Origin of the sequence: Stanieria cyanosphaera PCC 7437, from assembly GCF_000317575.1 — a bacterium.
Classification (GTDB): Bacteria; Cyanobacteriota; Cyanobacteriia; order Cyanobacteriales; family Xenococcaceae; genus Stanieria; species Stanieria cyanosphaera.
Map to the genome: position 1 here is coordinate 268,249 of NC_019748.1, position 25,554 is coordinate 293,802.

Here is a 25,554-nt window from a genome sequence, read left to right on the forward strand (position 1 = left end):
ATTAAAAGATTCTTAATATGACTCATCATATCGTAAAGTCTGAATAATTCAATACTGTAAATTTGATTGATTAATGTGACAGAAAACATCAACATTACCTAAAGTTATAAATTTATACTTAAAAATACTCACAACTTTGAAGTTTTGTTCTACGTTAAGAAATTTATTTATTTTTTGATGAGTGTTAACAAATCAAAGAGTTTTACTAATTTGCGACTAATTGCTTATACATAGACCAAAAAAATCTTGTTATCATAGCCCGTAATTATTGCGAGCAACGCGCTAACCACAGTTTTGGTGGTGTAAAAGGAGATTTAAGGGTGAACAAAGTAGATTTGAGTGGCAAACCATTTCATTTTATTGGTGTCGGCGGAATTGGAATGTCAGCTTTAGCTTATATTGTCGCTAAACGACAACTACCTGTATCTGGTTCAGATCTTCGAGCTAGTCATATTACTGAAAGACTTCAAAGTTTAGGAGTTCAAATTTTTACTTCTCAAACAGCAGCAAATTTAAACTTTTTTAAGTATCAAACTGAAGTAATTTGTCAAACTTCTTCAGTATTATTAGCAGGAAATATTCCAGAAACCAATTCAAATAATGCTGCTATTTCCGCTAGACATTCTCATCAAAATGAGAAAGCAAATTATTTACCTCAAGTTGTCTGTTCTACTGCGATTAATCCTAATAATCCTGAATATCAAGCTGCTCTAGAATTGGGTTGTCCGATTTTTCACCGTTCTGATCTTTTAGCTGCTTTAATTGCTGATTCTTATAGTATTGCAGTTTCGGGAACACATGGTAAAACTACTACCAGTAGTATGATTAGTTATATGCTCCTGAGAGCAGGTTTAGACCCTACTATTATCGTTGGGGGTGAAGTAGATGCGTGGGAAGGTAATGCTCGAATTGGGGAAAGTGAGTTTTTAGTAGCAGAAGCAGATGAATCTGATGGTTCTTTAGTGAAACATTCTCCTACTATTGGTATAGTTACTAATATTGAATTAGACCATCCCGATCATTATGAAAGTTTAGAAGAAGTAGTTCAAATTTTTCAAACTTTTGCTCGACAATGTGGAACTTTAATTGGTTGTTTTGATGATGAAGTAGTGCGTCACAATTTGCCAGTAGATATTAGTTATAGTCTTAATCCTGAAACCGAAGCAGATTATATAATAAAAGATATTTCTTATTATTATCAAGGATGTCAGGCTCAAGTTTGGGAACGAGGAAAATATTTAGGAGATTTACAGTTACAATTACTTGGAAAACACAATCTTAGTAATGCTTTAGCTGCCGTAGCAGTGGGGAGAAAATTAGGTTTAGAATTTCCTGTAATCGCCAAAGCTTTAGCTAGTTTTTCTGGAACAAAACGAAGATTTGAACATCGTGGTGAAGCTAATAATATTACTTTTATTGATGACTATGCTCACCATCCTAGTGAAATTAAAGCAACTCTAGATGCTGCTCGTTTAAAAATACAAGAAGATGCGAATAAACAGAGAGTAATAGCTGTTTTTCAACCTCATCGCTATAGTCGCAGCCAAACTTTTCTGCAAGAATTTGCAACTTCTTTTGGTGATGCAGATTTAGTTGTTGCTACAGATATTTATAGTGCAGGAGAAAAAAATCAAAGCGGAATTGAAGGTCAACAAGTAGCAGAAGCGATCGCACGAAATCACTCTCAAGTCTATTATCATCCTTCTTTGGATTCTTTAAGCAGTTTTCTGCATCAACAAATCTTGCAACCAGGTGATTTAGTAGTGTTTCTCGGTGCTGGTAACCTCAATCAAATTATTCCCCAAACCTTAATTCTCTATACTCAACCAGAAAATACTACCCAAAAGTAAAGCGATCGGTTACATTAGCGTTGAAGTTAAGGAACATTTTTTTATCCCCCTAGTCAGCCAAGGTTAAATAGTTCTGCTTCCATAAGTTGTCTTGACTTCGCCAAGAAGTGTCTGAGATTACGAAAATTTAAGTATAAATACTTAAAAAATCTCTTTTGTTTCTTGACCAAAGTTAAACCTGTTTCTGAACTAGCAATTACCATGAATTCAATTATCACTGATTTAATTCAAACTGAAGTCCCTCTAGCTAATCAAACTTCCTATCGAGTAGGAGGCAAAGCTCAGTGGTATACTGCACCAAGAAATTGGTCAGAACTAGAAGCTAGTTTTGAATGGTATCAAGCTCAAGATGTACCGTTAACTCTGTTAGGTGCAGGTTCAAACTTACTAATAAGCGATCGCGGAATTGAGGGTTTAGTGATTTCAACTCGGTACTTCCGTAATTACAACTTCGATGTAGAAACAGGACAACTAACAGCAGATGCAGGTGAACCTATTGCTAATTTAGCGTGGAAAGCAGCCAAACGAGGCTTAAAAGGATTGGAATGGGCAGTCGGTATTCCTGGCACAGTAGGCGGTGCTGTCGTGATGAATGCAGGGGCGCACAATCAATGTTTAGCCGACATTTTAGTCAAAACAACCGTTCTTGCTCCTGATGGTACAATCCAAGAATTGACCGTAGAAGATTTAGATTACGCTTACCGTACCTCAAACTTACAAGGGGATCGGCGGATGGTGTTGCGAGCGACATTACAACTGCAACCAGGTTTTACTAAAGCCGAAATCATGGACTTGTCTAACCGTAATTGGACACAACGTAAGACAACTCAACCCTATCATTTACCTAGCTGTGGTAGCGTATTTCGTAATCCTCAACCTCATGCAGCAGGTTGGCTAATCGAACAACTGGGTTTAAAAGGATATACAATCGGAGATGCTCAAATAGCCCATCGTCATGCCAATTTTATTCTTAATTGTGGTCAGGCAACAGCCAGTGATATCTTTCATTTAATTCGTTACATTCAAGAACAAGTAGAATATCATTGGTCAGTGTCTTTAGAACCAGAAGTTAAATTGATAGGAGAATTTTAAATCAATCCAAGTCTTCAACAGACATAATCGCTTTAAAACTATAATGATAGCTCAGTCGAATTTTTGTAGTTTAAACAATAAATAATCACAATATGGTAGGAAAAGGTTTTGGTCCCCTAGGTAAAATGAAAGAGCTTGCCGAAGCTTTTAAAAAAGCCCAAGAAGTTCAGCAAGGAGCGCAAAAACTCCAAGCAGAATTAGAACAAATGGAGATCGAGGGACAAAGTGACGATGGTTTAGTCAAAGTAGTTATGAGTGGCAATCAAGAACCTCGTCGCGTCGAAATTTCTCCTGATGCTGTGGCTAAAGGTGCAGAAGCTCTTTCCGAATTAGTCACAGTAGCAATGCAAGATGCTTACATCAAATCCACTGAAACAATGCGATCGCGCATGGAAGAATTAACCAATGGTTTAAATCTACCTGGAATGTAAACTAATTGGAGTTCTCATTACACCGCCGTTAGTAGGCGGTGCTTACTCTGTATTTTAACATAGGCGATCGCATCAAGCCAAGCTAAAGATAAATCAAAAATAAAATTTAGCTAATCAATTCAAACTCATCAACGATTGATTAGTTATTAGTAGTTAAAGTTGCTTGTTGCTGGCGGAGAAACTCTAATTTGGCATCGATATCCGCTAATTGGGGTTCTAGTTGTGTCATTACTTTATTTTTAGACATCTTGGCTTTTTGGGCTGTGGCTAAAGTTTCATTAACTAAACGTTCCCGATATTGTTCAAATTCAGCAATAACTTCTGCTATCTCTTCAGCAGTTACTTGATTGAATTCTGAGGCTTCAGTCATGATTGGTTATTTCCTAAAACTTAATCTTTATCAATCGATTTTAACGTGAGTTAGACTCCTTCAAAAATGTAGTCAATCGATAACTGTAGAGACGTAATATGTTACGTCTCTACTGATAACTGTTCATCCCTCTTCCCTAAATATTCTCCCTTGCTTTTTAGATTTGAAAAAAATCTATTATTACCTGCAAGGTAGTTATTTTGATGTTCAAATTCTTAACTCGATACAAATCATTGCTTAAATATGCATCTCTAAGTGCTGCTACCACAGCTACTATACTTACATTGACCCTAGCTAATTATTCTAATCATTTATTATTAGCCCAAACTTCCGCTTTACAAACAACCATTAGTGGTACATCCCAATCTCCCAACACTACAGGAACAGTAGTATTAACCGAGACAGCGGAGGGATTAAGAATTACTGGAACGATTGCTAATCTTACTCCTGGCGAACATGGATTTCATGTCCATGAATATGGAAGTTGTGGCAATGATGCAGATGATGCTGGTGGTCATTTTAATCCGGCTGGAGTACAACACGGACATTTACTTTCTCACGGTTTTGAACACGCTCATGGAGGAGATTTAGGAAATATTTATGCTGCTGAAGATGGTGTAGCTAAATTCGATCAAGTCTATCCTGGGTTAACTTTAGCTGATAGTTCTTATTCTGTGATGGGACGTTCTTTGGTGGTTCATGCCAACCCTGATGATTTTGCTACTCAACCGACAGGGAATTCTGGTGCCAGGATTGGTTGTGGTGTAATTGGAGGTGGTTAAACAGCAGGAGGCAGAAGTTGAGTTAATCATTTTGCACATATGTTTCCTAGTTGCTATTTAACTTAAAATTTGCTGGAAACTGATAATGTTAAACAGGATTGTTATTGCTCAACTTGAATTTGATTACTGGATCGATTATTTGAGGTTTGATTTTCTGGCATTTTTTCGCAAGCAATCAGTACAACTACCAGCATAAAAGTTGTGATGATGCGGTTGATAAATCCCCTTGAATGATAATTCGACATAGCCCATCTCCCAAATATCCCTATTTCTTAGGATGACGTTTGAAATTAGATCGGGTAAAAGACTTTGTTCCACCTTTTTGATTGTCACATTAATTTAATCTGAGTTAAAGAGATTTAAGGTTAGACCAGATTATTCGTTGAAAAGAGATGGTATATTTTGATAGTCTCTACCGAACTTTTGACGATCGCGTTATGAATCAGGCTGGCAACTCTAATTATCGAATTGAAAAGGATTCTATGGGAGAAAGACAAATCCCTGTGGATGCTTACTTCGGAATTCAGACGCTACGGGCAACAGAAAATTTTCCGATTAGTGGCATTAAACCTTTGTCTACTTATGTTGATGCTTGTTTATTAATTAAAAAAGCTACTGCGATCGCTAATGGAGAGTTAGGTTGTATTTCAACAGAGATTAGTCAAGCGATTGTTCAAGCTGCGGATGAAATTCTACAAGGCAAGTTACGCGAACAGTTTGTAGTCGATATTTATCAAGCTGGTGCGGGTACATCTCACCACATGAATGTTAATGAGGTGCTAGCTAATCGTGCTTTGGAGATTTTGGGAACAGAAAAGGGCAATTATCAAAAGGTGAATCCTAACGATCATGTTAATTATGGTCAATCTACTAACGATGTCATCCCTACAGCAATTAGGATTGGGAGTCTGTTGGCATTAGAACATAGTTTATATCCTGCCCTAACCGAAGCGATCGCAACTCTGAAACAAAAAGCTGATCAATTTCAAGATATAGTAAAATCTGGTCGCACCCATCTCCAAGATGCAGTACCAGTACGATTGGGAGAAGGATTTCGAGCTTGGGCGCACATTTTAAGCGATCACCACAAAAGAATTACTACCGCCGAACAAGATTTATATGCCCTTGGTTTGGGTGGTAGCGCAGCAGGAACGGGATTAAATACTCATCCCCAATATTGCGATCGCGTAGCTCAACTTCTTTCTGAGTTAGTTGGTAAACCTTTACGTCCTTCTCCTCACCTAATGGCAGCAATGCAGAGTATGAGTCCGTTTGTCAGTGTTTCTGGAGCGTTACGCAATTTAGCTCAAGATTTAGTCAAAATTTCCCACGATTTACGGCTGATGGATTCGGGTCCCAAAACTGGTTTTAAAGAAATCCAATTACCACCCGTTCAACCTGGTTCATCGATTATGCCAGGAAAATACAATCCTGTGATGGCAGAAATGACTTCAATGGTGTGCTTTCAAGTGATGGGTTACGACAGTGCGATCGCTCTAGCTGCCCAAGCGGGACAATTGGAATTAAATGTAATGATGCCCTTAATTGCTTACAATCTTATTCACAGCATCGAAATTTTGGGTAATACCATTGCAGTATTAAGTAAATTCTGTCTAGCTGATATTACGGCTAAACGCGATCGCTGTTTAGAATATGCCGAAGGAAGTTTAGCTTTAGTAACCGCCCTTAATCCTCATATTGGTTATCTTAATGCTGCTGCGATCGCCAAAGAATCTTTAGAAACTGGTAAATCCCTCAGAGAAATTGTCTTAGCAAAAGGATTAATGAATGAAGCAGAATTAGCCCAAGTATTAGACTTAGAAAAAATGAGTCAATTACCCCAAACAAATTAGTTGCCAAGTTTGGAATTAAAAGTAAACTTTTCCATTTGCGTTCAAACTATTTAGAATTAGAATAAATCCAGTAATTCTGAATGAATGACAGAAAAAAGAATTAGTGAGCTTTTTCGAGAAATAGCCGAATTAAAACGACGAATTTCCAAATTAGAATACGGGCAACATGAACTAGATACTGTTGTCGATCCTTCTGATTAGATAGGAGAAGCTTTTGAAAGAGTAGATCAAGATTTTGAAGAAATTAAGCAAGAAGTCAAGGAATGTAATCGTAAGCTTGACATTATTGTCAAACATTTAACTAGCGGTTCTCAGATTGATGAAAGACAGTTCATTTCCCTGGTATGAATGTTAATGGTTAATAGTTGATAGTCGATTGATAACTGATAACTGTTTATAGCTATAAATAAAATTTTTTCAATCTTTTTTTCTTGCTTTTGAGATTACGTTTATGCCAGCGTTTAATAAAATGAATACTTACAAAATAAGTAATAATTGCTAAGACAATTCCCACAACTAAACAACCAGCTAAAAGTGTTGCAGCAAAGCTAAAACCCAACTCCATAAAAGAAGAAAAAGAATCAAGATCTAAAGTTAACCCTGGTTGTTCTTCAAGACCTAACAGCAGTTTTCCCACTTTATAATTAAATATATATAGTGGAACATAAGTGAGAGGATTGCTAATCCAAGTTCCTGCTGCTGCTGCTATTTTACTACTACGTAAACAAGTAGCTAAAATTACGCCAATCACAGTTTGTAAACCAAAAAAAGGAAAACTTCCAGCAAAAACACCAACGGATAATCCTCTAGCAATTGATTCTGGTTTACCCCGTAGACGAGAAAGACGTAGATGAAAAAGACGAAAGTATTTAAACCACCAACTTCGTTGACGTTTAGACGAACGCACTAAATTGGTTGTTTTTGGCAAACAAATATTGGAGCTAGGCGAATTCCTTTTCGGGGTAAATTCACTCATTTAAAATATTCACAAATTAATTTTAATTTTTTAATATATTAAATACTACACAATAACTAAATCTTAATATCAATAAAATAAAACAAAATCTATCAAAATGTAGATTAACAGCCTAAATTAATCGTAAATTTGTCGTAATTATTCAGGTCAGAAACGATATATTGCTAATTGGTAATTAATTTAAGTTTAAAAATATGCGCTTCAAACCACCTATGACCATGATGGACTTTTTTCGCAAAAGTGAAGGTATTTGGTTTATAGAAAGAAATGTTCATCATTTTGATGTTGTGGCTAATGAATCAGGAGAATCTAATCTAATTGTCAAAGTTATTGAAAAAGAAGATCCACGAGTCAAAGAAGTATGTCAACTGCAAGGAATTGATCCTGCTAAAGCGATGGGAGGAGCAAGTTTTAATTGGTTAGCAACTACGGATGAAGATGAACCTAATCCTAATTATGCTGCTGTGGTGATCGATATTCCTGATGAGCAGAATAATTTGACAGGAAAATTAATCCGCAATAAAGGATATGTCGAAGGTATTCCTGTTACCAGTCGTTATTGGTTTGGTCAAGATGGAATTTTGACTATCAATACTGATTATGACAATAATCAGGGGCAGGAACGTTGCTGGTTTATTACCGATGATTTTCGAGTACGAGTTGGTACTACTCGGATGATGAATGGAATCAATTTAGTTACTTACTGTTCCGAGCGTCGTTGTGTTTCTCCTAATGCTTTAGAAAAAATGTGGCAAAATCATCAAACCCGACTTTAAAGAACTGAGCCAAAATATTACGGATTGTTGCTTTGTTTTTAAGAAATGAGACTGATTTAGTAGATATTTTTTATCCTCGAAAAGAGCTTTTGTATCTTGAGCCGTAATCTATGTTTCAGCCTTTTAAAGAATACTTAGAGGAAGAACTATTCAGTCGTTTCGATTTGAGTAGTCGTTCGATTCCTGCTGGATTAGAATCCAATCTAAGCGATCGCGGAAAAAACCAAGCAACTATCCAAAGTTGGTGTTATCAATGTCCTCAACTGAGAAAAATCCGCTATACCTACATTGATGCTGGTGAAACTGCCCAGGTTTTTAACAGTGTCATGTATCCCAGTCACAATTATCAAATGCCTTTACTAGGAATAGATTTTCTTTCCTTTGGTAAGAAAAAAATTTTGGTAGTCTTGGATTTTCAACCTTTATTTCGCGACCGCGCTTATTTAGATAAGTATATCGAACCAATGCGAACAGTTCGCGATAAATATAATGAGTTAGCGCAAAACTTAGAAATGAAGTTTTATGATGCTAATCAATATTTCTCTAAGTATCTTCTCTTTGCTAAAACTGATGCCGATACAGTAGTTAATCGACTCTTTCCTGCTTATCAAGAATATATTCAACTTTATTGGCAAATGTTAGAGTCAGCCGAACAATTTACCGCTCCAGAGCAAGTACAGCGTATTATCAAAGCTCAACAAGATTACGATCAATATAGCGCAGACCGCGACCCTGCTCATGGTTTATTTAGCAGCTATTTTGGCTCAGAATGGGCAGAACGCTTTTTATATGAATTTTTGTTTGAAGATGCAGTACCTTTAGCTGTTCCTTCTGGTAGCCGATAAAAACTGATCATCATGACTTTATATCAACCTTTTTTAGATTACGCGATCGCAATTTTGCAAGAGCGGTTGGATTTACAACCTTATCCAATTCCTGCTGGTTTTGAATCGAAAGAAGGAATGATGGGAAAAGGAAAAAAAGCTGAACCAGTTGTTACTACTAGTCATGCTTTTCAATCTTCTAAACTAAGGCAGATTCGAGCAGCCCATGTTCAAGGTGGTAATTCCTTACAAGTACTTAATTTTGTCATTTTTCCCCACCCTATCTATGATTTACCTTTTTTTGGGGCTGATTTAGTCACTTTACCAGGAGGACATCTCATTGCTCTTGATATGCAGCCGTTGTTTCGCGACGATCCTGATTATCAAAAAAAATATACTGAACCAATTCTGCCTATTTTTTACAAATATCAACAAAGCTTGGAATGGGGTGGGGATTTTCCTCAAGAAGCTCAAGCTTTCTTTTCACCAGCTTTTTTATGGACTCGTCCTCAAAGAACAGAAATAGTACAAACTATAGTTTTTCAAGCTTTTTGTGATTATCTGCAAGCTTATCTTGATTTTGTTCAAGTAGCTCAACCAGTGACTGATTCACAACGATTAGCAGAAATTTTAGCAGCCCAACAACGTTACCTTAATTATCGTGCAGCTAAAGATCCGGCTAGAGGAATGTTTACTCGTTTGTATGGTGAGGAATGGACTGAAGAATATATTCATGGTTTTCTCTTCGATCTAGAGAGAAAATTGGCATTAACAAAATAATTTATAATTAGTTTTTTTGTTAATTAGGCAACTAAAATATTGGTAAATTTTAATCTGATTTATTAATATTTATTTGTCTCAATTTTAGTATGGCAAATTACTCCAAAACATCTTAAAAAAATTACATAATGTTACTGTTTTTTACAAAAAGAGAAAGTAGAAAGATTTTATTTACTGAAACTAGATATCTTATTAAGAGAGTTAACTAAACAAAGAAACAGCTTACTTAAGCTTAATTTAAAATTAACCACAGTAGGTTTAGATAGTAATTATTCTCTTTCAATAAAAATCTAAGTATAATTCAAATAAAAGGTAGTAAAAGATAAAATTTTCTAGTCTAGCTAGTTTAAATTTTGTTTTTTACTACAGGAAGAGAAGCAATTATCAGGACAGCTTAGAGGTGGGTTTTTCAAAAGCAAAAACTGCCAAACTGTTAAGTTGTGTCCCAAACCTAAACTTAGTCAAAAAATTGTTTCTGTACCTTGAAAGATAAATACATTAATTGCAGCTAAAAAGCGCAGCCATCCCCTGCGCTGCTTTTTTGTCGCTGTGATTTATAAGATGGCAGTTTTGCCTAAAAAGCACTTGATGACTTAAGTCTGCTGTTAGATAGTCAATAGAATCAAGCTCAAATGCTTGTGGAATTGATTCTGACAAAAGCATGATTTTTGTTAAGTTTAGTTAAGGCTTGATCAAGCAAGACAACGTGCTAAATCACGTGAGGTGTGCAATTGATCTGGTGTTAATCAGCAGACTCATTAAACCAGTAAAAATTTAACAAGATGTAACAAATAAATGCACAACGTCGTTGTATAAAAGATATCTGAGGGGTAAATGCTGCTAAGCAATGCCCAAAACAACCACTAGCCAACTTTCTCAGGTTTGCTATTGGAATGTAAAGTTTTTTTAGCTAGCTTAAAAAAAATATACTCTTAAGCGTTACGCTGGAGAAGCTTTAACAAATGTTGTGGTCAAGAGTCTGCTTTAGACTATCTTCAGCGATTTAGCTGACAAATCATTTGAAGTTAAACATTCAAACTCAAGATAATTAGGAGATTGATTAAATGTTAGACGCATATACTAGGGTTGTATCTCAAGCCGATGCTCGTGGCGATTATGTTTCCTCATCTCAACTAGATGCTCTCGACAAAGTAGTTGCAGATGGTTTGAAACGCATTGACGCTGTTAACCGCATTACTGGTAGTGCTTCGGCTATCGTAGCTAATGCTGCTCGTGCATTATTTGCTGAACAACCTCAGTTGATTGCTCCTGGTGGTAATGCTTACACCAACCGTCGTATGGCAGCTTGCTTGCGTGATATGGAAATCATCTTACGCTATGTAACTTATGCTACTTTCACTGGTGATGCTTCTGTACTCAACGACCGTTGTCTCAATGGTTTACGTGAAACTTATGTAGCTTTAGGAGTTCCTGGTGGTTCTGTAGCTGCTGGCGTACAAAAAATGAAAGACGCAGCGATCGCTATTGCTAACGACCCCAACGGAATCACTCAAGGTGATTGCAGTTCCTTAATGTCTGAAATTGCTGGCTACTTCGATCAAGCAGCAGCAGCAGTAGGCTAATTTTAGAGAACTCAATTAAAATACCTTCGTTGGAAAACTTCCAGCAACATTTTTAGAAAACTTTGCACAAGATAGGGAGAAATCTAAATCATGAAAACCCCATTAACAGAAGCAGTAGCAGCAGCAGATTCTCAAGGTCGTTTCCTCAGCAGCACCGAATTACAAATTGCTTTCGGACGTTTACGTCAAGCTAAAAGTGGTTTAGAAGCAGCCAGAGCTTTATCCTCTAACGCTCAAGGTTTAGTTAACGGTGCAGCCCAAGCTGTCTACAACAAATTCCCCTACACTACTCAAATGCAAGGCAGTAACTATGCTTCTACCTCAGAAGGTAAAGCTAAGTGTGCGCGTGATATCGGCTACTATCTCCGCATGGTTACCTACTGCTTAATTGCTGGTGGTACTGGCCCTATGGATGAATACTTAATTGCTGGGGTTGCTGAAATCAACAGCACTTTTGACTTATCTCCAAGCTGGTATGTTGAAGCTCTCAAGTACATCAAAGCTAATCATGGTTTAAGTGGTGATGCTGCTTCAGAAGCTAACTCCTATATCGATTATGCAATTAACGCTCTAAGCTAGTCAGCTAAAATTGCTTCCCAAGGTTTAGAGATTGTTTGTGACCTGGAAAAGTAAACGGTTATTAGCAATAGGGTTAATGATTGTTTGTCTTTCCAGGTCTTGTTATATCCGAAAATAAACGGAGAGGTAATCTAAAATGACCAGCTTAATGACAGCACAACGATTAGGAATTGAACCCTTTGCTCAATCGGCTTCAGTAGAACTATTTCCTAATGAAAAGGGAGCAGAAGTAGAAGTTATTATTCGAGCTATATACCGTCAAGTGTTGGGTAATGCCCATGTGATGGAAAGTGAACGCTTAGTGGTAGCCGAATCTCAACTTAAACAAGGCAATATTTCTGTTCGAGAATTTGTTCGACAATTAGGAAAATCTGAACTTTATCGCAGCCGTTTTTTTGATAATTGTCCTCGTTATCGAGCAATTGAACTTAATTTCAAGCATTTTCTTGGTCGTGCGCCTGAAAGTTATGAAGAAATGACTGCTCATAGCGCATTACTCGATCAAAGTGGGTATGAAGCTGAAATTGATTCTTATCTAGATTCGGATGAGTATCAACAGAATTTTGGCGAAAACATTGTTCCTCATTATCGCGGTTTTGCGACAGAAGGAAATAATAAAATGGTTGGATTTAGTCGCATTTTCCAACTATATCGAGGATATGCTAATAGTGATAAAGCTCAAATCGGTAACGGCAAACAAGCACGCTTGAACCGAGAAGTAATCCAAAATACAGTCTCACCAATTTATATTGGTTCTACAGGAAATGCGATCGCAGGTACTTCTGGTGGTAGTCGTGGTCAATTCTATCGCTTGCGGGTAATTCAAGCACCAAAATTGACAAGAACACCTCAATACCGCGTCAGTAACTTAGAGTATCTTGTCCCTTACGAACAGTTGTCTTGGAAGTTACAACAGATCAATCGTCAAGGTGGCAAAGTAACCAGTATTACCCCTGCTTAAATTAACTAACTGGTAATTTACATAATTTTAATTAATTCTTTTTCAAGGAGAAGATCGGATGGCTATTACTACAGCAGCCTCTCGTCTTGGTGTATCTGGTTTTAGTGACAATAATAAGATAGAATTGCGTCCCAATTGGAAACCAGAAGAAGCACAGCTTGTGATTCGTGCTGTCTATCGCCAAGTTCTGGGTAATGACTATATTATGGCTAGCGAGCGTTTGAACAGTGCTGAATCGCTGTTAACCAACGGTCAAATCAGCGTTCGAGAATTTGTTCGTAGCGTTGCCAAGTCAGAACTATATAAGTCTAAGTTTTTTTACAACAATTTTCAAACTCGAACAATTGAACTAAACTTTAAACATTTGTTGGGACGCGCTCCTTATGATGAATCAGAAATAATCTATCATCTTGACCTTTATGAAAATGAAGGTTACGAGGCAGATATTGATTCCTATCTCAACAGTAATGAATATCAAGAGAACTTTGGCGAAAACATTGTTCCCTACTATCGCGGTTTTGAAACTCAACTAGGACAAAAAACTGTTGGTTTTACTAGAATGTTTCAACTTTATCGCGGTTATGCCAATAGCGATCGCGCTCAAAACAAAACTGGAGTTCCTCGTCTGGCTAATGAACTAGGTCAAAATACTGCTTCTACTGTCATTGCTCCTTCTAATGGTAGTGGAGGATGGGCTTATATTCCTTCTAAAGCTCGTGCTTTAGGAACAGGTTTAACTCCTACCAAAGCTTTGGGCGGTACTGTACCTTTTGGCACAGCTAGTCGCATCTATCGCATTGAAGTAGCAGGAATGGCTCAATCTGGCTATCCTAAAGTTCGTCGTGCTAGTAAAGCTTTCTTTGTACCTTATGAACAGCTTAACGAAACACTCCAACGAATCAACCGTCAAGGTGGCAAAATCGCAAGCGTTACTCCTGCTAGTCTAGATTAAAATTAAAGATTGCTGAATCAAATTAGAGGTTGAAGGATGATGATTACTTCAGCCTCATTATATTTATTGGGTAATTAGATTTGTTGATAGCTGATCTAGCAGTACAAACAAAGATGAGGACATTATTATAAATCTTAGGGGCGATTGGCGCTCTCGCCCTGACAAGATTTGTGTGTCCTAACCTAAATACGTAGTGCCATAGATAAAATAAACAGTCTTATTTCTCTTCTGCTGCACCCGCTTTCTTTTTCTTTCTCTGTTTTATAACTATGAATTAGCCCGCCAACTTATGTCCGATTTTAATTCTGAATTAGTTACTGATAATTCCTCTGATCACAGTGCTGCTTTAACTGTTGAGCAGGCGATCGCTAATCTGCTGCAAAAACAAGATTTAGGTTTGCGTTACTATGCTGCTTGGTGGTTAGGACGATTTCGAGTAAGAAAACCAGAAGTAATTGACGCGCTCTTAATTGCCTTAGAAGACGAAAGCGATCGCGCTCCTGATGGTGGTTATCCTTTGAGGCGTAATGCAGCTAGAGCGTTAGGTAAATTAGGAGACAAACGAGCAGTATCTCCTTTAATTCGTTGTTTAGAATTTCCAGACTTTTATGTGAGGGAAGCTGCTGCTCAAGCTTTAGAAAAATTAGCAGATCAAAGTTGTATTCCTGCTTTAATTAAATTACTAGATGGTGGTGTAGCAGCAGCACAGTTAGTACCAGGCAAACCCCATTTAGTTCAACCCTATGAAGCAATCATTGAAGCTTTAGGAAGTTTGGGTGCAACCGAAGCTATTGAATTAATTGAACCATTTACTCAACATGATGTTGCTAAAGTGCAATATGCAGCAGCTAGAGCCATGTATCAGTTGACTGGTGAATCGGTTTATGGTGAAAGATTGAGCCAAGCTTTAACAGGAGAGGATCTACAACTAAGACGTTCCGCTTTGATGGATTTGGGAGCAATTGGTTACTTACCCGCAGCAGAAGCGATCGCAGAAACTTTGGCAGAAAATAGCATGAAGTTAATCTCGCTGAAAGGTTTATTAGAAACTGATTTACAAAGCAATGGTGCTGATTTATCTCCAGAAAGTATCAAAATTATGAAACTAATGGATTCTCTTTTATGAATCATCAATCATCAACCATCAACCAAGTTCAACAATTAATTGCAGCCGTTAATCAAGCTGACTCAGCAGATAGTTTGTTAAGCGCAGTAGAAAATCTGGTCGAAGTGCGATCGCCTGAAGCGATTCCTACTTTAGTAGAAGTCTTAAGCTATAATAACCCAGGTGCAGCGGTAGCTGCGGTTGAAGGTTTAATTGCCCTAGGTGAACCTGTAGTACCTTATTTAATTAACAATCTCGATGAGTATAATTATGGAGCAAGAGCTTGGGCTACAAGAGTTTTTGCCGGAATCGGCGAGCCTTCTACTCTAGATATCTTGTTAAAAGCAGCAGTTGGCGATTTTTCTCAAAGTGTTCGTCGTGCTGCTGCCAGAGGATTAGGAATCATTCGTTGGTCAAAATTAGCTCCTGAGCCAAGAATGTCTGCACAACAAGAAGTATTGTCAACTTTGCTGTTAGTTGTACAAGATGGAGAATGGGTAGTTCGTTATGCTGCCGTAGTCGGTTTACAAGCTCTAGCTGAAGCTGTCAGGGAAACTCAACCTCAATTGATCGAGAAGATTACCGCAAAATTTCAGGAATTAATTACTACCGAACCAGAACCAGTAATTCGCGCTCGCGCTCAATTAGCTCAGATTCGCATAAGCACTCTAGCGTCAACTACCCATCGCTTCCCTAACGAGTAAGCGTGGGCTTGTATCTGAACTCCACCTCAATTCAGAATATCTATCTAGACGTTCTGCTTTGGCTTCAACATTCGATACATCTGGGCATACTGACAAAATGCCCGTTCTCTCCCAATCTTGTCGAAAAAGAAGCGTTCTTAAGGCAATATTTCTGGATGCTGCTAAATCTGCATGAAGTTCAAAATTGCAAGCTTCACAATGGAAAATTAAGCCTTTATTTGGTCTATTATTGTCACTCACATGACCACATTTTGGACACATTTTACTAGTATAATTAGCATCAACTTTAATAGCTAAACTTTTTACAAATACCGCTTTATAATCTAAGAAAAAATGTAATTCGGCAAATGACCATTTGGCTTGTTTTCTCTGAGCTTTTTTTGGTTTTTTAGATGCTTTTTTACCTTTTCTCTTTGGAGAAGTTCTTTCTCTTATATGTGTCAAATCCTCTAGCCCAAATAGAGTATTCGGCTTGATTATTTGCTTGCTAATTTTGTGATTGGTATCAGCAGTAAACCGTCTTTCTCGTCCAGATAGTGCTACTAATCTACGTGTGGCTGAACGAGTGCCTTTCTGCTGTAAAGTTTTTCTAGCTCTTTGATATTTATTTGCTTTGTGTATTATCTCCTTACCAGAAAAGAATTGTGATTTATTGTTTAAATCAGTAGTAACTGCCAAAAATCTTCTACCAACATCAACACCAACAGTTTGTTTTAAATCAGTAGGCTTTAATTCAGGTAGTTCAATTTGCAAACTAACTAATAAATAATAAGTTTTAGTTGGCTTTGAGTAATAGATTTTAGCTCCTTTAATACGTGAACCTTTTTTGATTAGTTCTAGATGCTTGTTGTACCCAGAATAGTTAACAATAATTCGTCCTTTAAGTGTAATCAGACTTACTTGTTGATTATTCTTAAAAGTAAAATCTCGTAAATAATTTAAGTTACAAGTTCTAGAAACATATTTAGGTGCTTGATCGAGTCCTTTAAATTTCTTTTTAGTTTTTCCTTTTTTAATAGCTTCTTGATTTTGTTTAAGCTTAGTTAATAATCCCTTATAAGTTGCTCCAACCTGTCTAGGGACATTACAAGCCATTTGGGAAGGAAGAGAAAACTTAGAACGTAAATCCAGATAGACTAATTTTTGAATTTTAGTTCCATTAGCTGATTTTCCATTCTCAAAATTGCGTTGAGAAGTATAGTTCAAAGCATCACGATAAGCAAGAGAAACTTCACGAAGCAAAAGTGTTTGCTCGGTATTGGTATGAAGTTTCAGCTTGGCAGTGATAATTTGGTGCATACTTTAGTTTTCACGACAATTTCAAATCCAAAAATATCGTGAATAATGGTTCAAAGTTAAGACCTAACTCGTAATTCCTGAGGGGCTGTCCGACCTCTTACAAGGGTAGGTTTTTTACAATCTACGAAGAATCAGAAAAAGCCAAATCGCTGAAGTGATTGAAAGAGAAAGGAAGCAAACGACCAAGAGCGACAGACTGACCATTGAGCAGTCGCGCTACTATAGTTAACAAACCATTAAGAAAACAAGAGATTTGACGAGTAGGAGTGGGTTCAAAAGCTAAAGAGCGATCGCCAATTAATTCATCCTTAGAGGAAATTTCCTGTTCTCCACCCAGAGTAACCATCCACAGCATAGCCACTGCCATTGCTAACCAATGACGTTCGGCTCTCTCGGCTTTCAAAAGACGAGTTTTATGCCATTGCCAACCATCACTTTTGACATCTCTATAGGAACATTCAATCCAAGAGCGAAATCCATACCAACCAATATCAGCATCAGTTGATTTTAAATCCGTGAGAATTAACCAAGGGTCAGTATAACCCTCATCCCATCGAGCTAGAAGAGTACAATCAATCTGATTGCTTTTAAAGCAAGTCACTCGTCCAGACCAACTCTCGCCAGCATCAGTTACAACTGTTGATAGAGAATACCATAAAGATGAATTTTGTCGTCGATATTGACCTTGGTGATTAATTCGTAAAAACGGATGCCAACCTAATTTCACAATCTGTTCGTATAGCCAAGGAGCATACAATCCTCTATCAGCACTAACGATTACCTTCCAATCTGTCGGCACAACATTGTTGAGAGATTGAAACAGTTCTTTCCAGTACGGTTTCCAACTACCTTTGTCTGTCCCTTTAACCACTTTCCAAGCTATAGGAATGGCACTACCTCGATATAAAACATTGATTGAAAGAACTACAAAATTTTGACCGATACTGGTGGCATCTAATGCCATTGGTAACTCTTGATTACTTTGAGGTAGTAAATCGACAATCCATTTTAGTAATGAGGCAAAACAGCCTTTTACTTCCAGAGATACTCTTTTATTCCCTGTTTTGGCTTTGGCTGTTTCTTCTTTGTACCATTCTTTCAATCTTTGGCGTACCGTATTGTCTTTCTCCTGATTGATTTTGGCAATTAACGTGGAAACTTTAGTCAGACTGCTTGATTGTGTCATTACCATTCCAAAACTCCAGGTTGCTAATCCAGAAACTTGAGGTAGACTCAGGTCTGGAAATTTTTGACTGACAATCTGTTTCCAATCTTTGAGATGTTGATTTAATTTCATCTCATGATAACTATACTATTTACTTCTCTTAATACTTTTACCTTATTTCTGAGCTTTTACTCCTCCCTTTGTAAAAAACCTACCCTTGTAAGCTGTCCGACCTCCGGTCGACGGGGCTTACAGGGACTCGAATTGAATTCGAGTCACAGCCCCTCCCCTTCGGGAAGGCCGAAGTGAATTCGGCAGTTCATACGCCCCGTCCGCATCGCCTGACTTCGTCTAGGCGTGGGACTCCTTACGAAAGAAAGTTGAAGCTAATTACTTTTTTTTCTGGCAATTACGGCATAAAAAGGATCGCCACCGACTAACCCCAACATCCTTAACATTGTAGGAACAGGAGATTGACGGACAATGACTTCTGGAGAAGAAAAACCAGACACCGACTGAAAGTATTGTTTGACTAATTCTACACGACTGCTTTCTGTGCCATCTCGCCAAGCTGCGATCGCTTTTTGATAAAACATTCGATTAGAAAAACTGACGATGGTAATACCATTTGGTTTGAGAATACGGTAAATTTCGCTAAAAATGGCTTCGGGATATTGTAAATACTGTACCGAAACCGTAATTAGTACGGCATCAAAATCGGCATCAGCTAGGAGGAATTGAGGATTTTGGTTTAAATTTTGAATAAAATAATGATTTAGTTGGGGATTCTTGGCTAATTCTTCTTCATTCATTCCATGACCTTCTACATGGGCAAATTCCATCTCTTCAGGAAGGTGAGATACCCAACTACTCATTAGATCGAGGATCCGAGTTTGAGGTTGAAGTTGTTCGCGATAAAGATTAGTTAATTGATCGATAAATCCTTCGTCAACATGAGTCACAAAACGAGGAAAGGCATAAAAATCGCGATCGCTAGTTTCATCTAATTTAGTTCTTTGTTCTGGTCGCAGCAGCATATCATCTTAGTAGTTATAGTTTCTCTAGAAAATATATTACAAAATATTAAGTATTCAATGCTGGTGAGTTATCCAGAAGAATAACTATTCAAAAAGGCAGAAGTTGTAGAGATGCGAAGTTTTACGTCTGTGCAAAAGCTTTATTCTGAATGCAAGCGAATAGATTCAAATTTAGAGTTTTTGATTTTAAAAATGCGAGTGGGAATTCCCTTATGCCTTTAGGCTAGGGGATGAAAACGAGCGCAACAACTTTACGGTTTAGACACAAAATTTTCATATAAAACGGGTTTTTGTCGTTATATAATAAACTTGGTCGTAAGGCATGAGCCTGAATTGAACCTTCGTATTGGGATTCGCCCAACGTGATTGACACGAACGAATACGCCTTAGTTGCGTGGTGAACAGTGCAAACTCAGGGAAACGTAATGAAATTGAATAAACTCGATTCATAGTACCCAAGGACTTTGGGGGAAAGAAATTGCCTGTCAAACAAAGGACACGTCGTCTGAGGTTTCCTCAGACGCTCGTGATGTCCGCGTTGTACTGTCGGGGAGTAAGTCAAGAGGCTGCTCTAGATAAGTGGCTTAGGGCAGGAAAGCCCAATCGTGAGTTTGGGAAGCTCGTATGGCTTTAGCCTACGAGAGTAGTCACGTTGATTGTGACAACAGACTAATATTAGCTTAAAATCTATTTTGTTAGATGACAAAAGTTTCTATGCGATCGCAATTAGGTAAAGATGCTTTAATACTGAAAAATTCTCCTTCTTTGCCACTAAAACGAAATTCAATTGTTTCAGTCTGATCAGCTTGCACTTGCATAATCGGAATTTCCTGTTCGTTCAATACTAACGCTTCTAGTCCTTGAGGAAGATAAGTATGCTGATTGACAGGATAAATTTTTACAGAAATATCTTTTTCTTCGTTTGAAAGAGAACTAATATTTAAAATTAAAGCAAGAGAAAGTTTTTGCACTCCGTTATTGCTATTGGGCAATGGACTCAACTCTAAAATTTTAAAACGACTAACTCCCGATAAAAGAGGTTCTTTTGGTGGTTGGAGTTGATCGATACTTCTAAATGCCATAACTTTTGTTGGTATTAATAACTCTTCCAACGGTTGCCAACCAGTTTCCAATCTTCCTTCTAACCATTTACCCAAATTAATTGGTTGATTTGTTTCAGTTTTAGGCTTCGCTACTATAGTTGAAGAAGATAATTTAGATAGCGTTCCTGAATGATTAACTCGTCTAAGTTGGCTCAAATGGTATGGTAGACAATCAATAGATTTTAATTGATTGAGAGTTATTCTATTATTTTGAACTTCAGTTACAAATCCTAGTAAAGTAGCCTGTCTAAGAGATTCGTGAAATTGTATGATAATGTAACCGCTTCTGTCGGAACTAACTTCAGCCGGAATTTCTACCCATTGCTGATTTGGTAAGACAAAACGGCACTCTATCTTACCATAATTAACTAAATCTAAATCAGCTATATTCATTAAACTTTGGAGCAAAGGATTCCAACTATCGCTGGTTTCTAAACTAGTTTCCCAGCCCAAATAATTTAAATAGTTGTGTACGGCATAAACCGCCAAAGTATTTAAATAAACTTGCTTGGTTTTTTGAGAATTTGATTGATAACTACTAAACTGCTTTGCATAAGTATGAGCAGTTACAGACAAAGAAATTTGAATTTTCAACGAATCTGTCATCATCTTTAACATTTTCTAAATCCAATTTAATTCAACTTTGAAATTCTTGTTTTAATAGAGGGGCAAGTTTTTGGCAAGAACGTTGATAAAAACGACTTAAAGTAGAAACTGTCAACTGAAAATTTTCTGCTATTTCTTCCCAACTATATCCATTAAATCTAGCTAAAGCGATCGCTCTAAAATTTGCATCGGGTCGATTTCTAATATGTATTTGGCTAAAAACTTGATTAACATCTTCTTCAATGTATCTATAAAGCAATTCGGATAATAATGGTGTTATTTCTGGCTGATTAATAGTTTCTAAATCTTTTAAATTTGGTAATTCTATACTTTGAGAATCATTAAATTTACGACGACATTCAATAATCGCTTTTTCTAAACGAAAATTGACCCAATTCATAAATTTGCCTTTGCCTCTTTCTGGGTCATAAAGCTCTATATGTAAACAAACGTACGTAAAAGTAATAACTACTGCCTCTTCATAAAGTAATTGATAAAATTTGGGAGCAAAAGTTTCTTGATAAGGTCGGCATAATTTACCTGATAACTGAATTGCCCTAATTAGTTCAGTTAAAGCATAACTTCTTAACTCGCTTTGAGGAGGAGCTTTTTGAGCTTCTAACCCTAATTGTTTAAGTCTTTCATCAGTTAAAATTGCTTTAAATGTTTGTTTTTGTAAGTTATTTTTCCAGTTACTAACATTAATTTTATCTAATTTTCCTTGCCATCCGTCTTGAGTTATACTTTGAAAAATCTGCTGTTTAGCTTGGTCATAAATTTCTTGATAGATACCCCATATATTTCCATTAAACTGCCGACAAATAGGACGAGAACGCAAAATTAATTCGACTATTCTAGCAATTAATAATTGCTGTTGAGAGAATAGTTTCTTTGAATTTTGTAATTCAAACAGAAGTTGTTTAAGTAGCTCGTCACTACTAGAAAATTGATCACTCTCAAAACTTATCATTTGAGAAAACTTTGCCCACCTTTAAAAAATTGATTAGCTAAATCAGAAACACTTCTTATTTTTCACTCTGCTGAACTGAGGCAAATTTATGCTTTTTTTACAAAATTTTACAATTAGGCAGTAAATGAGAAATTGCTACCATAAAAAAAATGAATCAATAACTAACTAAAGTCTGAAATGGTACAAACTCCTCAAAAAAAAACAACCAAAGAATTAGCAACATTAGCAATAGATTTAATTCGCCAATCTGGTTGTGAATATGGTGAGATTAGAATTTGTAGTTATCGTCATCAAAGCTTGACAGCAAGAGATCTTTCATTAAGTCATCTTGCGGACGATGTTAGTTCGGGGTTTGGAGTACGAGTTTTGTTAAATGGTTCATGGGGATTTGCTGCGTCTCCTCGTCAAAATCCTGAAGAAATTACGAGAATTGTTGATTTAGCTGTAGAAATTGCTCGTGGAAGTCGTTTAACTCAACAAGAACCAGTTCGATTAGTTCCAGTGGCAGCTTATCAAGACCAATATACCACCCCGATCGCTCTCGATCCTTTTGAGATTTCGATTGCAGAAAAAGCAGAGTTATTATTAACTATTAACGATCGCCTTTTAAAGTATAGTGAGAGTGGCATCAAAAAAGCTTATTCTTTCCTGCGTTTTACCAAAGAAGATAAAATTTTTGCCTCGACAGAGGGTTCTTTAATCGAACAAACTATTTATCGTAGTTATCCTGGTTTTGGTTGTACTGCGATCGCTGCTGGTGATGCCCAAGGGCGTAATTACGAACGTCCTCCCCTCAACATTGGTTACGAACATATAGACAAAGAAGATTTATTAAACAATATAGATCGAGTTGCCCAAGAAGCGGTCGCCAAAGTTCATGCCCCAGAATTAACTACCGATACTCGTACCACTCTGATTTTAAAACCAACTAATCTCTTTCTAACTATTCATGAATCGGTAGGACATCCAACTGAATTAGACCGTGTTTACGGTTATGAAGCGAATTTTGCTGGAACTAGCTTTGCTACTACGGATCAATTAGGAAAGCTTCAATATGCTGCGCCTTGGGTCAATTTTATTGCCGACCGCACCCAACCAAACGGACGCGCTACAATGGCTTATGATGATGAAGGTGTACCTGCACAACAATGGTACGTAGTCAAAGATGGCATTCTCAATGATTATTTAACTGACAGAGAAACTGCCTACAGATTAGGACGTGGTAGTAGTAATGGTAGTGCTTATGCAGATAATTGGTCTAGCGTACCAATAGTGAGAATTCCCAATTTAGGCTTAGAACCAGGAAAACCAGGAGATAGTCACACTGCTACTTTAGCAGAAATGATTGCCGATACCGAATCAGGAATTTTAATTGATGGCATTGGCAGTTATTCCATCGATCAACAACGGCGTAACTTTCAATTTGGTGGTGATGCTTTCTGGAAAATCGAACAAGGCAAAATCGTTGGGATGTTAAAAAATGTCACTTACCACAGCATGACTACTGACTTTTGGAATAGTATTGACGCGATCGCGCCAGCTTCAGAATGGCAACAATGTGGCACTAATATGTGTGGTAAAGGCGAACCGATGCAAATTGCCCAAATGACTCATGGATGCGTTCCTGTCAGAGTCAAAGATATTCACGTCGGCAGAAGTTCTTAGATTGTTGCTCCTTTGAGGGCTGGCTCTAATTCATAATTGACAAATCTTATTTCAAAAAATAGCATATATGTAAAATAAGATTTAATATTCTCAATCTTATTTCATAGCAGTGAAATAAAATAACTAGCCATCTAATCTTATGATGCGATCTGGTCAATTAGTAAAACAGCTTGAAGGCTACACCGCTTTTATTCCTGCACCATTACCACCAAACCCTCCAATTAAAATGGATGTAGAACTTACCCGTTTACTTTCTCAAGCGGATCGTTCACTAGGAAGATTAGATTGAGCTACATCTATTTTGCCCAATCCCGATTTGTTTGTTGCTATGTACGTTCGTCAAGAAGCCGTACTTAGTTCTCAAATAGAAGGTACTCAAAGCACACTTGAAGATGTACTACAATATGAAATCGATGCTAAAGGACAAGAACGCCCTAAAGATGTCGAAGAAGTAGTTAACTATGTTCATGCATTGCAATATGGCTTAGAACGTCTTCAAGAGTTACCTTTGTGTCTACGCTTGATTAGAGAAATTCATGCTAAATTACTCGATGGGGTTAGAGGAAGCGATCGCACTCCAGGAGAATTTCGTAAAACTCAGAATTGGATAGGTTCTCCAGGTTGCACTTTAGCTACAGCAACGTTTATTCCACCACCTGTTTTGGAAATGCACAAGGCTCTTGATAATCTAGAAAAATTTTTACATGATCGCAATTCTTTTCCTGCTTTAATTCACTGTGGTTTAGCCCATGCCCAATTTGAAACAATTCATCCCTTTTTAGATGGAAATGGGCGTGTTGGAAGGTTATTAATTACCTTTTTACTTTGCCAAAGAGAGATTTTACAAAAACCTTTACTATATCTTAGTCATTATCTTAAGTTTCATCGTGCCGAATACTATGACAGATTAATGGCAGTACGCACTGATGGTAATTGGGAAGGATGGTTAAAGTTTTTTCTCAAAGGAATTTGGGAAGTTAGTGAATCAGCAACTACTACAGCTCGATCTATTCTTACTCTACGGGAACAACATCGAGAATTAATTGGTAAACAAATTAACAATAGTGGCTATGGATTGCGTTTGCTAGACTTATTATTTGAAAAACCAATGATTAATATTCCTTTGGTAGAAGAGTATTTAGAATGCTCCTATGGAACTGCTAATAAAACTGTTAAACAATTGGAACAATTAGGTTTACTTAATGAAATTACAGGTTGGCAGCGTAATCGTCTTTATCGATACGATCCTTATTTAGCTCTTTTTGCCAATGACCATCGATTAAATTAATAGAATGCTAATTCTTTCAAAGAGAAAAATTTTTTTATGAGATCGCTTTTATCTAGTTAATTCAGATTATTATTTTCGGACTTTGACCGAGTAAAACGATAGTAAAACCCATTTATTGATTGCTACCAACCCAATAACGCAAAATGATTTGATACCAATTCTCGCGCTAAATCCATAACAGATTTATTATTATAATTAACTTCTAAAAACATTTTTATCTTTGTTTAGAATCAAAATTTAGTCTTGCTATTTGTGACTTTTTTCTACTTTTTTACTTAGGCTAAAATTAAATTAAATTAAATAAAGTTTTATATCGCCCAAAAAACCATGTACGAATTATTTGAATTGCGCAAATGTATTGAAGCACAAGACTATCAAAAAGCCTTACAGATTGTTGATGAACTCGAAGAAATGTCTCTGGAAGATAAACTCAATAAAATATCTAGCTATTTACTTATTTTACTAACACACTTAATTAAAGAACAAGCTGAAGGTAAATTGACAAATTCTTGGCGATACTCAATTAATAATTCTGTTTTTCAAATTAATAAAATAAATAAACGTCGGAAAGCGGGTGGCTACTATGCCAAAAAAACAGAAGTAGTTGAGATGATTGAAGAAGTTTTCGATCTTGCTGTAGAAAAAGCCTCTCTAGAAGCTTTTGGTGGTAGTTATAATCCAGAACAACTACAAAAGTTAATCGACCGCGATTCTATTACAGCAAAAGCAATTAGTTTGATCGAGGTATCATAAGCGATCGCTATAGATTTACATACAGTATTTTAGATTGAGTTAGAGTTAAT

24 protein-coding genes and 1 pseudogene are annotated in these 25,554 nt (G+C 36.9%); 17 read left to right on the plus strand and 8 right to left on the minus strand.

The features are described from left to right. Nucleotides 1-380 precede the first annotated feature (380 nt). The 3 genes from murC to STA7437_RS01145 all read left to right on the plus strand — a co-directional run bounded on the left by murC (nt 381) and on the right by STA7437_RS01145 (nt 3,373). Complete coding sequence (gene murC, locus STA7437_RS01135) at nt 381-1,850, plus strand: UDP-N-acetylmuramate--L-alanine ligase (RefSeq protein ID WP_051036085.1); 1,470 nt, start codon at nt 381-383, stop codon at nt 1,848-1,850. 201 nt (nt 1,851-2,051) lie between these two features. After that, the gene (murB, locus tag STA7437_RS01140; RefSeq protein WP_051036086.1) at nt 2,052-2,942 is read left to right on the plus strand and encodes a UDP-N-acetylmuramate dehydrogenase; all 891 of its coding nucleotides are present in this window, start codon (nt 2,052-2,054) and stop codon (nt 2,940-2,942) included. A 92-nt stretch (nt 2,943-3,034) separates the two neighbouring features. Then, entirely contained in the window at nt 3,035-3,373 is a 339-nt protein-coding gene (locus tag STA7437_RS01145) for a YbaB/EbfC family nucleoid-associated protein (protein ID WP_015191531.1), read from the plus strand. Between the two features lie 139 nt (nt 3,374-3,512). On the opposite strand, the gene STA7437_RS01150 is transcribed toward STA7437_RS01145, so the two are convergent. After that, the gene (locus tag STA7437_RS01150) at nt 3,513-3,743 is read right to left on the minus strand and encodes a hypothetical protein (protein ID WP_015191532.1); all 231 of its coding nucleotides are present in this window, start codon (nt 3,741-3,743) and stop codon (nt 3,513-3,515) included. 233 nt (nt 3,744-3,976) lie between these two features. Here STA7437_RS01150 and STA7437_RS01155 point away from each other — a divergent pair, with 233 nt between their 5' ends. Beyond that, nucleotides 3,977-4,525 (plus strand): superoxide dismutase family protein, encoded by a 549-nt coding sequence (locus STA7437_RS01155; RefSeq protein ID WP_051036015.1) that lies wholly within the window; start codon nt 3,977-3,979, stop codon nt 4,523-4,525. 437 nt (nt 4,526-4,962) lie between these two features. Then, nucleotides 4,963-6,378, plus strand: coding sequence for an aspartate ammonia-lyase (locus STA7437_RS01160; protein WP_041619654.1), 1,416 nt, complete (start codon nt 4,963-4,965; stop codon nt 6,376-6,378). Between the two features lie 400 nt (nt 6,379-6,778). On the opposite strand, the gene STA7437_RS01165 is transcribed toward STA7437_RS01160, so the two are convergent. Further along, nucleotides 6,779-7,354 carry a DUF2062 domain-containing protein gene (locus STA7437_RS01165; RefSeq protein WP_015191536.1) on the minus strand — a complete coding sequence of 192 codons (576 nt, stop codon included), beginning with the start codon at nt 7,352-7,354 and terminating at the stop codon, nt 6,779-6,781. A 194-nt stretch (nt 7,355-7,548) separates the two neighbouring features. Here STA7437_RS01165 and STA7437_RS01170 point away from each other — a divergent pair, with 194 nt between their 5' ends. From STA7437_RS01170 to STA7437_RS01180, 3 genes are all read left to right on the plus strand, one after another. Then, nucleotides 7,549-8,130 (plus strand): phycobiliprotein lyase, encoded by a 582-nt coding sequence (locus STA7437_RS01170; protein WP_041619077.1) that lies wholly within the window; start codon nt 7,549-7,551, stop codon nt 8,128-8,130. 110 nt (nt 8,131-8,240) lie between these two features. Then, nucleotides 8,241-8,975 (plus strand): 15,16-dihydrobiliverdin:ferredoxin oxidoreductase, encoded by a 735-nt coding sequence (locus STA7437_RS01175; RefSeq protein ID WP_015191538.1) that lies wholly within the window; start codon nt 8,241-8,243, stop codon nt 8,973-8,975. A 12-nt stretch (nt 8,976-8,987) separates the two neighbouring features. Next, on the plus strand, nt 8,988-9,734 hold the full coding sequence (locus STA7437_RS01180; RefSeq protein ID WP_015191539.1) for a phycoerythrobilin:ferredoxin oxidoreductase: 747 nt from the start codon (nt 8,988-8,990) through the stop codon (nt 9,732-9,734). Between the two features lie 498 nt (nt 9,735-10,232). Here STA7437_RS01180 and STA7437_RS26395 read toward each other — a convergent pair whose 3' ends face one another. After that, nucleotides 10,233-10,397 (minus strand): hypothetical protein, encoded by a 165-nt coding sequence (locus STA7437_RS26395; protein ID WP_171815434.1) that lies wholly within the window; start codon nt 10,395-10,397, stop codon nt 10,233-10,235. Between the two features lie 401 nt (nt 10,398-10,798). On the opposite strand from STA7437_RS26395, the gene STA7437_RS01185 reads away from it, so the two are divergent. The 6 genes from STA7437_RS01185 to STA7437_RS01210 all read left to right on the plus strand — a co-directional run bounded on the left by STA7437_RS01185 (nt 10,799) and on the right by STA7437_RS01210 (nt 15,618). Continuing rightward, complete coding sequence (locus STA7437_RS01185) at nt 10,799-11,317, plus strand: phycocyanin subunit beta (RefSeq protein WP_015191540.1); 519 nt, start codon at nt 10,799-10,801, stop codon at nt 11,315-11,317. 90 nt (nt 11,318-11,407) lie between these two features. Further along, on the plus strand, nt 11,408-11,896 hold the full coding sequence (gene cpcA / locus STA7437_RS01190; RefSeq protein ID WP_015191541.1) for a phycocyanin subunit alpha: 489 nt from the start codon (nt 11,408-11,410) through the stop codon (nt 11,894-11,896). Between the two features lie 136 nt (nt 11,897-12,032). After that, entirely contained in the window at nt 12,033-12,857 is an 825-nt protein-coding gene (locus tag STA7437_RS01195; RefSeq protein WP_015191542.1) for a phycobilisome linker polypeptide, read from the plus strand. Between the two features lie 58 nt (nt 12,858-12,915). Further along, entirely contained in the window at nt 12,916-13,809 is an 894-nt protein-coding gene (locus STA7437_RS01200) for a phycobilisome linker polypeptide (RefSeq protein ID WP_015191543.1), read from the plus strand. A gap of 289 nt (nt 13,810-14,098) precedes the next feature. Continuing rightward, nucleotides 14,099-14,935, plus strand: coding sequence for a HEAT repeat domain-containing protein (locus STA7437_RS01205; protein ID WP_015191544.1), 837 nt, complete (start codon nt 14,099-14,101; stop codon nt 14,933-14,935). After that, entirely contained in the window at nt 14,932-15,618 is a 687-nt protein-coding gene (locus STA7437_RS01210; protein ID WP_015191545.1) for a HEAT repeat domain-containing protein, read from the plus strand. Before STA7437_RS01205 ends, STA7437_RS01210 begins: the two co-directional genes overlap by 4 nt. On the opposite strand, the gene STA7437_RS01215 is transcribed toward STA7437_RS01210, so the two are convergent. The 5 genes from STA7437_RS01215 to STA7437_RS01235 all read right to left on the minus strand — a co-directional run bounded on the left by STA7437_RS01215 (nt 15,589) and on the right by STA7437_RS01235 (nt 21,798). Further along, nucleotides 15,589-16,917, minus strand: a complete 1,329-nt coding sequence (locus STA7437_RS01215) for an RNA-guided endonuclease InsQ/TnpB family protein (protein WP_015191546.1) — start codon at nt 16,915-16,917, stop codon at nt 15,589-15,591. The genes STA7437_RS01210 and STA7437_RS01215 overlap by 30 nt on opposite strands. Nucleotides 16,918-17,038: 121 nt before the next feature. Further along, nucleotides 17,039-18,214 (minus strand): transposase, encoded by a 1,176-nt coding sequence (locus tag STA7437_RS01220; protein ID WP_015191547.1) that lies wholly within the window; start codon nt 18,212-18,214, stop codon nt 17,039-17,041. Between the two features lie 254 nt (nt 18,215-18,468). After that, complete coding sequence (locus STA7437_RS01225) at nt 18,469-19,119, minus strand: class I SAM-dependent methyltransferase (RefSeq protein WP_015191548.1); 651 nt, start codon at nt 19,117-19,119, stop codon at nt 18,469-18,471. A gap of 695 nt (nt 19,120-19,814) precedes the next feature. Next, the gene (locus tag STA7437_RS01230; protein WP_171815435.1) at nt 19,815-20,831 is read right to left on the minus strand and encodes a DUF1822 family protein; all 1,017 of its coding nucleotides are present in this window, start codon (nt 20,829-20,831) and stop codon (nt 19,815-19,817) included. Between the two features lie 28 nt (nt 20,832-20,859). After that, nucleotides 20,860-21,798, minus strand: coding sequence for a sigma-70 family RNA polymerase sigma factor (locus STA7437_RS01235; protein ID WP_015191550.1), 939 nt, complete (start codon nt 21,796-21,798; stop codon nt 20,860-20,862). Nucleotides 21,799-21,975: 177 nt separating this feature from the next. Here STA7437_RS01235 and STA7437_RS01240 point away from each other — a divergent pair, with 177 nt between their 5' ends. The 3 genes and pseudogenes from STA7437_RS01240 (at nt 21,976) to STA7437_RS01250 (ending at nt 25,504) form a co-directional block, all read left to right on the plus strand. Continuing rightward, complete coding sequence (locus STA7437_RS01240) at nt 21,976-23,463, plus strand: TldD/PmbA family protein (protein WP_015191551.1); 1,488 nt, start codon at nt 21,976-21,978, stop codon at nt 23,461-23,463. 142 nt (nt 23,464-23,605) lie between these two features. Next, nucleotides 23,606-24,751, plus strand: a pseudogene (locus tag STA7437_RS01245) (Fic family protein). 327 nt (nt 24,752-25,078) lie between these two features. Next, nucleotides 25,079-25,504 (plus strand): DUF29 family protein, encoded by a 426-nt coding sequence (locus tag STA7437_RS01250; RefSeq protein WP_015191552.1) that lies wholly within the window; start codon nt 25,079-25,081, stop codon nt 25,502-25,504. The last annotated feature ends 50 nt before the right edge of the window (nt 25,505-25,554 follow it).

Bases quoted from the DNA above. Each gene is read 5' to 3' on its own strand.
- STA7437_RS01240 (WP_015191551.1), top strand. From the start codon at position 21,976: ATGGTACAAACTCCTCAAAAAAAAACAACCAAAGAATTAGCAACATTA.
- murB (WP_051036086.1), top strand. From the start codon at position 2,052: ATGAATTCAATTATCACTGATTTAATTCAAACTGAAGTCCCTCTAGCT.
- STA7437_RS01175 (WP_015191538.1), top strand. From the start codon at position 8,241: ATGTTTCAGCCTTTTAAAGAATACTTAGAGGAAGAACTATTCAGTCGT.
- STA7437_RS01195 (WP_015191542.1), top strand. From the start codon at position 12,033: ATGACCAGCTTAATGACAGCACAACGATTAGGAATTGAACCCTTTGCT.
- STA7437_RS26395 (WP_171815434.1), bottom strand. From the start codon at position 10,397: ATGCTTTTGTCAGAATCAATTCCACAAGCATTTGAGCTTGATTCTATT.
- STA7437_RS01200 (WP_015191543.1), top strand. From the start codon at position 12,916: ATGGCTATTACTACAGCAGCCTCTCGTCTTGGTGTATCTGGTTTTAGT.
- STA7437_RS01225 (WP_015191548.1), bottom strand. From the start codon at position 19,119: ATGCTGCTGCGACCAGAACAAAGAACTAAATTAGATGAAACTAGCGAT.
- STA7437_RS01205 (WP_015191544.1), top strand. From the start codon at position 14,099: ATGTCCGATTTTAATTCTGAATTAGTTACTGATAATTCCTCTGATCAC.
- STA7437_RS01220 (WP_015191547.1), bottom strand. From the start codon at position 18,214: ATGAAATTAAATCAACATCTCAAAGATTGGAAACAGATTGTCAGTCAA.
- STA7437_RS01165 (WP_015191536.1), bottom strand. From the start codon at position 7,354: ATGAGTGAATTTACCCCGAAAAGGAATTCGCCTAGCTCCAATATTTGT.
- STA7437_RS01180 (WP_015191539.1), top strand. From the start codon at position 8,988: ATGACTTTATATCAACCTTTTTTAGATTACGCGATCGCAATTTTGCAA.
- STA7437_RS01150 (WP_015191532.1), bottom strand. From the start codon at position 3,743: ATGACTGAAGCCTCAGAATTCAATCAAGTAACTGCTGAAGAGATAGCA.
- STA7437_RS01210 (WP_015191545.1), top strand. From the start codon at position 14,932: ATGAATCATCAATCATCAACCATCAACCAAGTTCAACAATTAATTGCA.
- STA7437_RS01145 (WP_015191531.1), top strand. From the start codon at position 3,035: ATGGTAGGAAAAGGTTTTGGTCCCCTAGGTAAAATGAAAGAGCTTGCC.
- STA7437_RS01170 (WP_041619077.1), top strand. From the start codon at position 7,549: ATGCGCTTCAAACCACCTATGACCATGATGGACTTTTTTCGCAAAAGT.
- STA7437_RS01215 (WP_015191546.1), bottom strand. From the start codon at position 16,917: ATGCACCAAATTATCACTGCCAAGCTGAAACTTCATACCAATACCGAG.
- STA7437_RS01230 (WP_171815435.1), bottom strand. From the start codon at position 20,831: ATGATGACAGATTCGTTGAAAATTCAAATTTCTTTGTCTGTAACTGCT.
- STA7437_RS01250 (WP_015191552.1), top strand. From the start codon at position 25,079: ATGTACGAATTATTTGAATTGCGCAAATGTATTGAAGCACAAGACTAT.
- murC (WP_051036085.1), top strand. From the start codon at position 381: ATGTCAGCTTTAGCTTATATTGTCGCTAAACGACAACTACCTGTATCT.
- STA7437_RS01185 (WP_015191540.1), top strand. From the start codon at position 10,799: ATGTTAGACGCATATACTAGGGTTGTATCTCAAGCCGATGCTCGTGGC.
- cpcA (WP_015191541.1), top strand. From the start codon at position 11,408: ATGAAAACCCCATTAACAGAAGCAGTAGCAGCAGCAGATTCTCAAGGT.
- STA7437_RS01160 (WP_041619654.1), top strand. From the start codon at position 4,963: ATGAATCAGGCTGGCAACTCTAATTATCGAATTGAAAAGGATTCTATG.
- STA7437_RS01235 (WP_015191550.1), bottom strand. From the start codon at position 21,798: ATGATAAGTTTTGAGAGTGATCAATTTTCTAGTAGTGACGAGCTACTT.